Source organism: Duncaniella sp. B8, assembly GCF_005304985.1.
GTDB classification, from domain to species: Bacteria; Bacteroidota; Bacteroidia; order Bacteroidales; family Muribaculaceae; genus Duncaniella; species Duncaniella muris.
Genome location: NZ_CP040121.1, coordinates 141,462 through 153,613, shown reverse-complemented (window position 1 = coordinate 153,613; position 12,152 = coordinate 141,462). Strand labels below are relative to the sequence as shown.

Annotated in this window: 10 protein-coding genes and 1 pseudogene; 4 read left to right on the top strand and 7 right to left on the bottom strand. The window is 51.4% G+C overall.

The window, feature by feature from the left end; translation table 11 throughout:
* Nucleotides 1-4: 4 nt before the first annotated feature.
* Nucleotides 5-697 carry a LysE family translocator gene (locus FDZ78_RS00795; RefSeq protein WP_107032710.1) on the top strand — a complete coding sequence of 231 codons (693 nt, stop codon included), beginning with the start codon at nucleotides 5-7 and terminating at the stop codon, nucleotides 695-697.
* A 37-nt stretch (nucleotides 698-734) separates the two neighbouring features.
* Nucleotides 735-1,400 (top strand): carbohydrate-binding family 9-like protein, encoded by a 666-nt coding sequence (locus tag FDZ78_RS00790; protein WP_123398372.1) that lies wholly within the window; start codon nucleotides 735-737, stop codon nucleotides 1,398-1,400.
* Between the two features lie 92 nt (nucleotides 1,401-1,492).
* Here FDZ78_RS00790 and FDZ78_RS00785 read toward each other — a convergent pair whose 3' ends face one another.
* The 3 genes from FDZ78_RS00785 to pta all read right to left on the bottom strand — a co-directional run bounded on the left by FDZ78_RS00785 (nucleotide 1,493) and on the right by pta (nucleotide 4,739).
* On the bottom strand, nucleotides 1,493-2,389 hold the full coding sequence (locus tag FDZ78_RS00785) for a diaminopimelate dehydrogenase (RefSeq protein WP_123398373.1): 897 nt from the start codon (nucleotides 2,387-2,389) through the stop codon (nucleotides 1,493-1,495).
* A 97-nt stretch (nucleotides 2,390-2,486) separates the two neighbouring features.
* Nucleotides 2,487-3,689, bottom strand: coding sequence for an acetate/propionate family kinase (locus FDZ78_RS00780; RefSeq protein WP_107032707.1), 1,203 nt, complete (start codon nucleotides 3,687-3,689; stop codon nucleotides 2,487-2,489).
* A gap of 33 nt (nucleotides 3,690-3,722) precedes the next feature.
* A complete protein-coding gene (gene pta, locus FDZ78_RS00775; protein WP_123398375.1) occupies nucleotides 3,723-4,739 on the bottom strand; it encodes a phosphate acetyltransferase in 1,017 nt (338 codons plus the stop codon).
* Between the two features lie 224 nt (nucleotides 4,740-4,963).
* Between pta and FDZ78_RS00770 the strand changes: the two genes are divergently transcribed.
* Together FDZ78_RS00770 and typA are read left to right on the top strand one after the other, a co-directional pair.
* On the top strand, nucleotides 4,964-6,928 hold the full coding sequence (locus FDZ78_RS00770; protein ID WP_124075503.1) for an OmpA family protein: 1,965 nt from the start codon (nucleotides 4,964-4,966) through the stop codon (nucleotides 6,926-6,928).
* Nucleotides 6,929-7,037: 109 nt separating this feature from the next.
* Complete coding sequence (typA, locus tag FDZ78_RS00765; protein WP_107032704.1) at nucleotides 7,038-8,837, top strand: translational GTPase TypA; 1,800 nt, start codon at nucleotides 7,038-7,040, stop codon at nucleotides 8,835-8,837.
* Nucleotides 8,838-8,875: 38 nt separating this feature from the next.
* Here typA and FDZ78_RS00760 read toward each other — a convergent pair whose 3' ends face one another.
* The 4 genes and pseudogenes from FDZ78_RS00760 to FDZ78_RS00745 form a co-directional block, all read right to left on the bottom strand.
* Nucleotides 8,876-9,670: an ABC transporter ATP-binding protein gene (locus FDZ78_RS00760; protein ID WP_136408867.1), complete on the bottom strand. Its 795-nt coding sequence runs from the start codon at nucleotides 9,668-9,670 to the stop codon at nucleotides 8,876-8,878.
* 35 nt (nucleotides 9,671-9,705) lie between these two features.
* Nucleotides 9,706-10,572 (bottom strand): DNA/RNA non-specific endonuclease, encoded by an 867-nt coding sequence (locus FDZ78_RS00755; RefSeq protein ID WP_136408868.1) that lies wholly within the window; start codon nucleotides 10,570-10,572, stop codon nucleotides 9,706-9,708.
* A 17-nt stretch (nucleotides 10,573-10,589) separates the two neighbouring features.
* A complete protein-coding gene (locus tag FDZ78_RS00750; protein WP_123398378.1) occupies nucleotides 10,590-11,729 on the bottom strand; it encodes a DegT/DnrJ/EryC1/StrS aminotransferase family protein in 1,140 nt (379 codons plus the stop codon).
* Nucleotides 11,726-12,150: pseudogene (locus tag FDZ78_RS00745) on the bottom strand (FdtA/QdtA family cupin domain-containing protein). Before FDZ78_RS00745 ends, FDZ78_RS00750 begins: the two are co-directional and overlap by 4 nt.
* Nucleotides 12,151-12,152 lie beyond the last annotated feature (2 nt).

The following is a 12,152-nucleotide window of genomic DNA, read 5'->3' as shown; positions in this document are numbered from 1 at the left end:
AATCATGCTGAAAATTTTGAGACCTCGGAGTGATTTTGTACCTTTGCAGATTGTGATACATCTGCCTGTCATAATATTCCGAGGCCTGCTTATAGGCATTCTTGTTTCGGCTCCGATGGGGCCGATCGGAATGCTGTGTATCCAGCGGACGCTCAACCGCGGACGCTGGCCGGCGTTTTTCACCGGTGTCGGCGCCGGTGTCAGCGATCTGCTCTACTGCCTGCTGACCGGACTTGGCCTGTCATTTGTAACTGATTTCATACAATCAAATCAGAGCGTTCTGCAGGTGATCGGTTCAATTGTTCTGATTGTCTATGCCGCCTATCTGTTTGTGGCTAATCCATCGCGGGCTCTTCAGCCGGCGGCAATGCAGCCGGCAAGCTACTGGAAAGATTTCGGGACTGGGTTTCTTTTCACTTTCTCCAATCCTCTGATACTTTTCTTCATCATCGGCCTTTTTGCCCGTTTCAGTTTTCTTGCTCCTGAGTTTCAGGCCTATCACTATGTGGCCGGCTACATTTCAATATTCCTTGGTGCTGTGCTGTGGTGGTTTGGCGTTACATATTTTGTCAACAAGGTGCGCCGCCATTTCAACATACGCTCCATGTGGCTGCTGAACCGCATTTTAGCCGCCATCATTCTCATTATGGGCGCTATTGGATTCATTACCGGTATTAAAGATCTGTTTTTCAATTAACTGATTCTATCCCCCACTCTATTTCATAACAGCAAATATGCAAAAGACACTACACGTACCCTATATAGCTGATCTTGATTTTTTAAATACTGATGCTATTTTCAACCGTCTGGAATCATCAGGCGTACGCCACAGCATAGGTGAACTCAACTGGAAGGATCTGTTTCCTTACCATCCGCTCACCACGTTTACCATCGCACATTCGGACAACCATATCTACATCAATTTCTTTGTACGCTGCAACTATCTGCGTGCCATGAATTTCGAGAACAATTCACCTGTCTACGAAGACTCCTGCGTTATGTTTTTCGTGAAGCCAGACGGATCTGAAAAATACTGGAATTTTGAGTTCAACTGCATCGGTGCGATCAAAGCCTCTCACCGAGAGTCGAGGGCTGTCAACGTCACTCCCCTCTCTGATTCAGAGATCTCCACTATAGCCGTGCTTCCGTCATGCGGACGCCGGCCGTTCCGTGAAGTGGAAGGACTGTTCACCTGGGACCTTCTTGCAGCAATTCCGCTGAATCTTCTTGGAATCAAGTTTGAAGGAAAGCCGGTCGAACTTAGTGGCAACTTCTACAAATGTGCTTCCGGGACTTCTCAGCCTCACTATCTCAGCTGGGCTCCGGTGCCGACTCCTGAGCCCGACTTCCATCAGTCTCAGTACTTCGGACAGATCATTCTTGACGGAGTGTCTGACTGACAATCCAACCTTATTTCAAATATGGCATTCAGCCCGTCTGTTGAGGTCTCAACTGACGGGCTGAACGCTATATATATCTGAATGATTATCGATCAGACAAGATGTGCGATCAGATCTTCGCGTTCGCCGGGCAGAAGATCAATCACGGGGATTTCGACCATTGTATATGCTCCAGGTGTGAGGCGCATTGATGCGCGGGCCACTCCAACAAGCAGCTGGGCGGTGAGAGCCGGGTTGTTGATCGACATATTGAATTCAAATCGCTGATTTTGGGTCTTGCCGGAAACGCCCTTGCGCACCATGTGCACGCCGTGGCCCATGTCTTTTACAGCATCGACACTTTCAACTGCCATCACATGGGTTTCATCAGACGCAAAATAAGGATCTTCCTTAACAGCCTTTGCCACATCTTCAAGACGTGCCCCGTCTTCAAGTTCTACATAGACCATACGGCGGTGCATGCCGTCACCTTTTGGCATGGTCATTGAAAGTGCATTCTTCACACCTGCTTTCGATTTTACACATACTGTATGCCCCATGCTCATGCCTGGGCCGAAGTTGGTGTATGTAAGGCCCTTCGGAGCGGCTGCCTCAAGGAGTGTGCGCACGATAGAATCGCTTCCCGGATCCCATCCGGCAGAAATAACGGCCACGCGGCCGGCCTTTTTTGCTGCGGCATCGAGGGAGCGGCGAAGGCCGATGATCGAAGTGTGGATGTCGAAGCTGTCAACGGTGTTGATTCCCATTGCCAGATATTCGAGAGCATATTTTTCAACTTCGCGTGTGGGAGTGGCGAGAATTGCTACATCCACATGACCAAGTTCACGGATGTCGGTGACAACCTTATAAGGGGCAAGTTCAGCCGGAATTTCGGCCACATTGCGGCGTACGACGCCGGCAATTTCAAAATCAGGGGCTGCTTCAAGAGCTTCAATCGAGAAGCGGCCGATGTTGCCGTAGCCAACTACGGCGGCACGGATCTTTGTCATATTTGCATTATTAATATCAGAATGATTCCACGCCTGAGATGCCAGCTTGGAACGTGGCAGTGATCCGGCGCGGAATCAAAAATTTTATAGTCTCTGATTATTTCTTGGAAACAATCGCTTCAGTATCGCGGGCAATCATCAATTCCTCGTCAGTAGGAATGACAACGACCTTTACTTTAGATGCCGCTGTAGAAACAACTGCTTCCTTGCCACGGATACCAGAGTTCAGCTCCTTATCTATTTCGACTCCCATAAACTTAAGGGGCTCGCAGACTGCTTCGCGGAGTGAAGTCTGATTTTCGCCTACGCCGCCGGTAAATACGATGATGTCTACACCGCCCATTTCAGCGGCATAAGCACCGATGTATTTGAGGATACGCTGCTCATACATGGCAAGTCCGAGGATAGCGCGCTCGTCACCGGCATTAACAGCGGCTTCAATTTCGCGCATATCGCTTGAGATGCCTGTCACGCCTGCCATTCCGCTCTCCTTGTTGATGATTTTCTGGAGATCTGTGGCTGACAGATTGTGTTTGAGCATAAGATAAACAAGCGCTCCGGGATCGACATCGCCCACGCGGGTACCCATCATGAGGCCCTCTGTCGGGGTGAGGCCCATAGAAGTGTCTACGCTCTTTCCACCGTCAACAGCTGTGATCGAGCCGCCATTGCCGACATGGCAGGTAATAATTTTTTGATCTTTGCTGTCTACTCCGAGGAATTCGCAAACACGCTGAGAAACATAACGGTGGCTGGTTCCGTGGAAACCGTAGCGGCGCACACCGTCTTCCTCATAATACTTGTAAGGCAAAGCATAGAGGAACGACTTTGCAGGCATTGTCTGGTGGAAAGCGGTATCGAAGACTGCTACCTGAGGCTTGCCGGGCATGAGAGTGGTGATAGCGTCAATACCGGTCATGTTGGCGGGGTTGTGGAGAGGCGCGATGTCGTAGCACTGCTTGATCATGTCTTTGACTTCATCGTTAATAAGCACACTTTCGCTGAATTTTTCAGCTCCGTGAACTACGCGGTGGCCCACTGCGTCGATTTCGTCATATGACTTGATGCAGCCTTCCGCAGGATCAGTCAGAAGGTTAAGAATAGCCTGCACGGCACCATTGTGGTCAACAAGACCAAGTTCGATGACAGCCTTTGAGCCATCGTTTTTCTTGTACTTGAGAAATCCGTCGTTAAGTCCGATTTTCTCAACGCCGCCTTCGGCAAGCACACTGTTGTCCGCTGTGTCGATAAGCTTATATTTTACTGAACTGCTACCGCAGTTTAATACTAAGATTTTCATTCTTTAGTCTGTCTTTGCGTATGAGAGGTATGATTAGTTGTTTTCCTTAAGACCGATTGCCTGGTTGCAGGTAATGATGATGGTCTTGTAGATATCTTCGGGATAGCAGCCGCGCGAAAGATCGTTGACGGGAGCTGCAAGACCCTGAAGAACCGGACCTACAGCCTGAACGCCGCCGAGACGCTGCACGAGCTTGTAGGCAATATTGCCGACTTCAAGCGAAGGGAATACGAGCACGTTGGCACGGCCTGAGAGCGGACTGTTGGGAGCCTTGCTGTTTGCCACTCCGGGGACGAGGGCTGCATCGGCCTGAAGTTCGCCGTCAAGAACGAGAGAGGGTTCCATTTCATGAGCGATCTTTGTAGCTTCGATTACTTTGTCGACTCGTTCGCTCTTGGCGCTGCCCTTGGTTGAGAAGCTGAGGATGGCAACACGGGGTTCGATGCCTGCGATGTCACGCGCGGTTTTTCCGGCTGACACTGCGATCTGGGCAAGCTGGGCCGCATCGGGTTCGGGCACAACCGCACAATCGGCAAAAATCAGCAGTCCGTTTGTGCCATAGGGAGATCCTTCGGGGAGCACCATCACGAAAGCGCCTGAAACCACGTCAATGCCGGGCATGGTCTTGATTACCTGGAACGCTGCGCGCAGCACGTTGCCGGTAGTGTTGAGCGCGCCGGCAACCTGGCCGTCGGCATCGCCGGCCTTCACCATAAGACAGCCGAGATAGAGAGGATTGGCAGAAGTCATGCGGGCCTCTTCCATCGAGATGCCTTTTTTCTTGCGCAGTTCGAAATAGATAGGAGCATATTTGTCAATCACTGTTTCATCAGCGGGGTTGACGATTGTAGCTTTGCCGATATTCTCAAGATTGAGATCCTTGGCCATTGTCATGATCTCGGCCGGATCACCGATCAGAATGATGTCGGCTATACCGTCGGCTATGATGCGGTCGGCAGCGGTGAGAGTGCGGGGTTCTGTGCCTTCCGGGAGGACGATGCGTTGACGCTTTGCTTTTGCGTTAGCGGTAAGTTTTTCAAAAAGACCCATAGGTATGTGATTTAATATTAAAGATTTTGACAATTACAATTTGTCAGAATGCGCTCAGGCTTAAGAGGCTGTTTAAGTCGGGCCATGCTGAATTATCGCACAAAGATACAATGATTTCGCCGCTTTTCCAAAATAAAATATTCACATGATTTCTACGTTAAATTATCAAAAGCATATCTGAACGGCTGTACAAGCCTTATAAGAAACTTCCATCATCACCAGTCATGACCCGTTTATACCACCTTATATATATAGCGCTTATAGCAGGCGCACTGGCCGGATGTTCCGGAGCAAAGATGAGTGTAGCCGACGAGCAGCTTGCCCGCGGCGAATATTTCGATGCCCAGAAAACCTATCGAAAAATCTACAACAAACTCAATCCACGCGAACAGCGCAGCCAGCGGGCTGAAGTGGCTCTGAAGATGGGCGAATGCTACACACGCCTTGGCCAGGACGCACGTGCGACTGCCGCCTATCAGAATGCCTTGCGTTACGGATACCCTGACTCCACAATACTCCTTCAGCTTGCCAGCGCCCAACACGGGCAAGGCAACTACGCCCAAGCAATCAAAAGCTATGAAGATTATCTGAAGATCAAACCGGACGACAGCCATGCCCGGCAGGCTCTTGCCGGTGCGCGCCGAGCAGCAGAGCTCAAGCGCAACAAGACACGCCACGTGGTCAGAAATGCAAAACTCTTCAACTCCCGCCGTTCCGACTTCTCTCCCATGTTTAACGGCGAGGTGCTGTATTTCACAACGACCAATGAGAAAGTAACCGGATCGAACCGCAGCGAGATCACCGGCATGAAACGCAGCGACATCTGGATGGTGCGCAAGAACGAACGCGGCGACTGGCAGCGGCCCGAAGCCGTGGAGGGGGAAGTGAACACAGAATGGGACGAAGGCATCATTTCGTTTTCGCCTGACGGATCGACCATGTATCTCACCCGCGCCATACGTACGCCCGACCGGAATACGGGCGTAGACATCTACACCTCGCGCCGCTCCGATGCACAATGGAGCGCACCGGTGAAGCTTGAGATCACCAACGACACGCTTTCGAGCTATGGGCATCCGGCAGTAAGCCCCTCCGGAGAGTATCTCTATTTCACATCCGACATGCCCGGACACGGGGGCAAAGACATCTGGCGCATCAAACTTAACGAGCGGGCCGGAAGCCTTGAAAATCTCGGAGACGCGATCAATACACCAGGCGATGAGGTATTTCCCTACATGCTCACCGACTCTATAATGTATTTTTCGTCTGACGGACATCCCGGCTTGGGTGGACTTGATATATTCCGGGCCACGCTGACCCCTTCCGGCGGCTGGCTGGTAGAGAATATGGGCTCGCCCATAAACTCCGAAGGTGACGATTTCGGCATCACCTTCGCCAACCCAGGCAAAGAGTCAGGCTATTTCAGTTCAAATCGCGGCGACGGCCGTGGATATGACCATCTCTATTCATTCGAACTCCCCGATCTCAAGATTCAGATAAGCGGCTGGGTGCTGGACCGAGATGAAGAACCTGTGCCGAACGCCGTGATACGCATCGTAGGCAATGACGGCTCCAACCAGAAAGCCGTAGCCCGCAACGACGGATCGTTCTCCTTCCCGCTGCAGCGCGGAGTGCGCTATGTGATGCTCGCCGGCGCAAAAGGTTATCTCAACGCCAAACAGGAATTCACATCAGATACTGCCGAAGAAGACGCCGAATACGGCATAGACTTCATACTGGCCTCGATCTCAAAACCAAACATCGTGGAAAATATCTTCTACGATTTTGACAAAGCCACTCTGCGGCCTGAATCAAAAGGCGCTCTCGACAGCCTCGTGCAGATGTTGCGCGACAACCCCAACATAACAATCGAAATGGCATCACACACCGACCGCTGGGGGTCTGACGAATATAACATACGCCTCTCCGAACGCCGCGCAAAAAGCGTGGTCGACTATCTGATAGAGGCAGGAATTCCGGCAGCTCGGCTTCAGTATCAGGGCTATGGCAAATCGCGCCCGAAAAAGATCACCAAGCGTCTTGCCCGCGAGTTTCCTCTGTTTGAAGAGGGCCGGGTACTTGACGAGGCATTCATTGAAAGCCTTCCGGAAGAGCAGCAGGAAATTGCAGACCAGATAAACCGCCGGACTGAATTCCAAGTGCTCTCGGTAGACTATCAGATGTATTGACAGAGGCACTCAGAATAGCAAAATCGGCCTCCGACGCCGATTTTTGGCGCAACAAAGCAGATATTAGCGAAAATAGTTGTAACTTTGCACCCTGAAAAATTTTTGGACAATGCAGAAGATTAGAAATATTGCCATCATCGCCCACGTGGACCACGGCAAAACCACGCTCGTAGACAAAATGCTAATGGCCGGAAAACTGTTTCGCGACAATCAGTCAACCGGTGAACTCATACTCGACAATAATGATCTCGAACGCGAGCGAGGGATAACAATCCTCTCCAAAAACGTCTCAATCAACTACAACGGCTACAAGATCAACATCATTGACACTCCGGGACACGCCGACTTCGGTGGCGAGGTAGAGCGAGTGCTCAACATGGCCGACGGCTGCCTCCTCCTTGTCGATGCCTTTGAAGGCCCGATGCCCCAGACCCGATTCGTGCTTCAGAAAGCCATCCAGATGGGCCTGAAACCGGTAGTTGTCATCAATAAAGTCGACAAACCCAACTGTCGTCCTGACGAAGTGCAGGAAATGGTGTTCGACCTTATGTGCAATCTCGATGCAAGCGAAGATCAGCTTGATTTTCCCACCGTCTACGGTTCGGCAAAACAAGGCTGGATGAGCACCGACTATACCCAGCCGACTGACAACATCACTGCCGTTCTTGACGCCATCATCGAATATATCCCCGAACCAGAAGTGCTTGAAGGCGATGCACAGATGCTGATAACTTCACTGGACTTCAGCAGCTATGTAGGCCGAATTGCCATAGGCCGTGTACACCGCGGTGAGCTCTGCGAAGGCCAGGACATAGCGCTCTGCAAGAAAGACGGCACAGTTGTACGTCAGCGCATCAAGGAGCTGCATACCTTCGAAGGCATGGGCCGAAAGAAAGTGCAGTCAGTGAAAAGCGGCGACATCTGCGCCCTTGTAGGCATCGAAGGATTCGAGATCGGTGACACTGTGGCTGATTTCAATAATCCGGAGGCGCTCCCGCGTATCGCCATCGATGAGCCGACAATGTCAATGACTTTCACTATCAATGACAGCCCCTTCTTCGGCAAGGATGGCAAATACGTAACCTCACGCCACATCCATGACCGCCTGACAAAAGAGCTTGACCGCAATCTCGCACTGCGCATAACCAAAGCTGACCACGAGGACTCATGGACTGTATTCGGACGCGGTGTGCTTCATCTCTCGGTGCTCATCGAGACAATGCGCCGCGAGGGCTTTGAACTTCAGGTAGGCCAGCCTCAGGTCATCCTCAAAGAAATCGACGGGCAGAAATGCGAGCCAATCGAAATGCTGACCATCAACGTGCCGGAAGAATATTCATCAAAGATCATCGACATGGTGACCCGCCGCAAAGGCGAGATGGTCTCGATGATGACTCAGAACGACCGCATCCATATTGAATTCCTCATCCCCTCACGCGGCATCATAGGCCTGCGCAACAATGTGCTGACCGCATCGGCCGGAGAGGCCATTATGGCTCACCGCTTTCATGAATACCAGCCTTGGAAAGGTGACATCGAACGCCGCACCAACGGATCGCTCATCGCAATGGAAAGCGGAACCGCCTATGCCTATGCCATTGACAAGCTTCAGGACCGCGGACGTTTCTTCATCTTCCCTCAGGAAGAAGTCTATGCAGGTCAGGTGGTAGGCGAAAACGCCAAAGACAACGATATCGTGGTCAATGTCACCAAGTCAAAGAAACTGACCAACATGCGTGCAAGCGGCGCCGATGACAAGGCCCGCATCATCCCTCCGGTAGTATTCTCGCTTGAAGAAGCTCTCGAATATATCAAGGAAGATGAATATGTGGAAGTGACCCCTCATCACCTCCGCCTGCGCAAGATCATTCTTGACGAAATCGAACGTAAGCGCGCCAACAAATCCTGATCAGCCCCGCTCAGCAGAACGGAAGGAACCGCCACAGATCATTGATCCTGCATCAGTATGCGGAAATGCCCGCCGACAGGATCATAGCAGATTCCTTCACGGTCAAAATACACCCCCAGACTGCCGTCAGCGGCAAGTCCGCGGGGTGTTCCCGTTTTAAGGCCATGATGCTTGTCGAGCAACCACACGCGGTCGGCAATCTGAAGAGCAATCTCCAGATCGTGAGTTGAAATAAACACAGTGGTCTGTCTGAATCGTGAAAGAGAACGCAACAGCCGCATTATCTCGACTTTGCTTGGAAAATCAAGAAAAGCAGTAGGCTCATCGAGAAATATGACCGGAGTCTGTTGGGCGAGCGCTTTGGCTATCATCACTTTCTGCCTTTCGCCATCACTGAGCGAAGCAACCGGCCGTCCACACAGCGGGCCTATACCGACAAGACCCACTGCATCGTCAACAATCTTCCGGTCATAGTCGCTCAGACGCCCCCAGAAGCCTGTGTAAGGGCTGCGCCCCATCGCTACGAGCTGTTCCACTTTCATGTTTCCGACAGCAGGCTTCTCCGTAAGCACCAGCCCTATCACCTTGGCCAGTTCAGAGACAGAATAGTCCGAAAGAGACTTGCCGTCAACCGTCACTGATCCGGAAAGAGGAGAAAGCATACCTGACAAGGTCTTAAGAAGAGTTGATTTTCCGGCGCCGTTCGGACCGAGAAGACATGTCATCTCCCCTTTGTTCAGACACGCATCAAGCGGTCCGGAAACTTTGACGCTCCCGTCACGCCCTTGATAGCCGGTCAACAATCCGTGCAGTTCAACAGCTGTGTGGCTCATTTCTGTTTTCTGTCTGTTTTTGTTTTTACCGCGCTCTACCGTTTGCGGTGAGTGCTCCAATAGTGGAAATTACATTGGCTCTCCACCTCTTTTTCTATCTCGTCAGGCAGCGAGGAGAAGAAATCGTGCCCGGTAAGAGCCTCAATGGAGTCAATTGTGACCGCACAGGCCTGCATGCCGCCTTTGACTTTTTCATTCGGCATGATAAATCCGATACCTCTCGCCGGTACAGAATAAGGTGAGATAATAGCCTTGAAAAATTTTCTCGGAACATAGACGCGCGAGTCACCTATATATTCAATCGGATTTCCGTCTATAACCGGCCCGCAGACTATATAGATGGCACTGTCAGCCTCTGCCCACTGCCGGCATTTTTCTTCAAGCCCTTTCCATGAGCCGGCATTAAGGCTCTTTGCCTGAGGACATATATTGGTAAGCAGAAATGTCTCGGCCATTGCTTCAGCGCTCCATTTCATATCGCCCGCAGGCGCCATGTGCCCGCGGTCATAACCGGAATAACTATAGTCCCAGGTATAGGCACAGCCTTCAACGTCAGGGTCTGACGCAAATTTATTTGTCCTCGATGCGGAGCCGCTTGTCTCCTTGGCGGTCAATTCCCATGAAACCCAGTTGGGTATATGGCATTGCGGGTTGAATGACAGATCTATCCCACGGTAACTTTTGAGCACCGAAGGTGTTCCAGGCCTTGTTTTGACTTCGAGAAGATTTCCATAGTCCCCAGAATGTGCGGACAGCACCTGTTCATTTGTTTCCTGACCGCTAAGGTGTGAGGCAAGATAACCACATCCAGCCATAAGGATTACCGCTATAAGTCCTCGCCACATATTTCTGATACTTTTTCCTACTTTTTTCTTTCTTGTTCTCCTTCTTGATTTTGCCATATATTATGAATGATTTTTCAGCCGCCAAGGTCAGCCTGATTGATAATACTGGCTATTTCGGCCGCATCGGCCACGGATGTACCGGTGGCTATAGGAAGACTTACTATCTCTCCGGCAAGGCGCTCTGTGACCGGCAGCGGGCCATGTGCCAGATCTGCATAACAAGGCTGACAATGCGGGGGCACGGCGTAATGGATGTCAGTGTCCACTCCCCTTTCGGCAAGTTTCTGCCGGAACTGATCCCGTTTTCCGCCTGTGACCCTTATCACATACTGATGCCATACGTGGTCTGTGACTTCTGATGACATATATGGCAACACTATGTCAGGATGCGAGATGGTGCGCTGATAAGCCAGTGCCCTCGCGAATCTGTCGGCATTCTCCTGAGCCAGATACGGAAGTTTCACGCTGAGGAAAGCCGCCTGCAATGGATCAAGACGACAGTTGAAGCCTTTGAATATGTTGTTGTAACGCGACTCTGTGCCATAATTAGCCAGAGCTCTCACAGTTTTGGCCAGACCGGCGTCATGAGTAACAACCGCACCTCCGTCGCCCAAAGCTCCGACATTCTTGGTGGGATAGAAACTGATTCCCGCGGCATCGCCAAGCGCACCGGCAAACGGCGAAGCGTGAAGGCCCTCAGCCAGAGTGCGGGCGCCGAGAGCCTGCGCGCAGTCTTCAATTATTTTCAGCCCATGTTTTTCGGCACAGTCTGTAAGAGTCGCATCCCAGGCCACACGCCCGTAGAGATGCACTGCCATTATTCCACGAGTGCGTGGCGTGATGGCAGCCTCAAGGAGAGATGTGTCAAGATTCATGGTCTTCTCATCTATATCTACCGCAACCGGAACAAGCCCGGCATCGCTGATGGCAAGCACTGAAGCTATAAATGTATTGGCCGGATAGATGATTTCGTCTCCCGGACTGAAAACCCCCATCACGCAATAGGCTCTCAGTATAAGCCGTAGGGCATCGAGACCGTTGCTGACACCTATCACAAACGGAGAGGCAAGCATTTCGCCAAGGCGCGATTCAAAAGCCTCCACTTCAGGGCCTCCGATATAACGGCCGCTGCGTATCACACGCTCTGCCGCGGCTACAAGGCTGTCGGCATACGGTTCATTCACACAGCCAAGATCCAGGAAAGGATATTTCATAAATAGGGTCCTTTCTGCCGTGAGGCCAGTTGCTTGAATTCTTCGTAATCACGGATGTATTCATCCGGATCATAGAGGATTGAAGTCATGACCACACACACACTTCCGGAGGCAAAATTATCGAGCGTACGCCAATAGCCTGGGGGATATACAGCCCTTCATACGGGCGGTTAAGCGTATAGGTCATCCAAGTGTCACCGTCAAAGAGATTCACATTGAAGCATCCGTTGACAGCCACCAGCAGCGATTTAGCCTCCTTGTGGGAATGTCCGCCACGGGCCTCTCCAGCCGGGACATCATAGGTCCAGTAACACCGGGCGATCTCAAACGGTATCTGATCATTGTCCTGGACAAAAGTGAGACTCCCGCGGGGGTCATATATACGTGGAAGAGGAATGATGCAAGGTTTTGTTATATCCATAG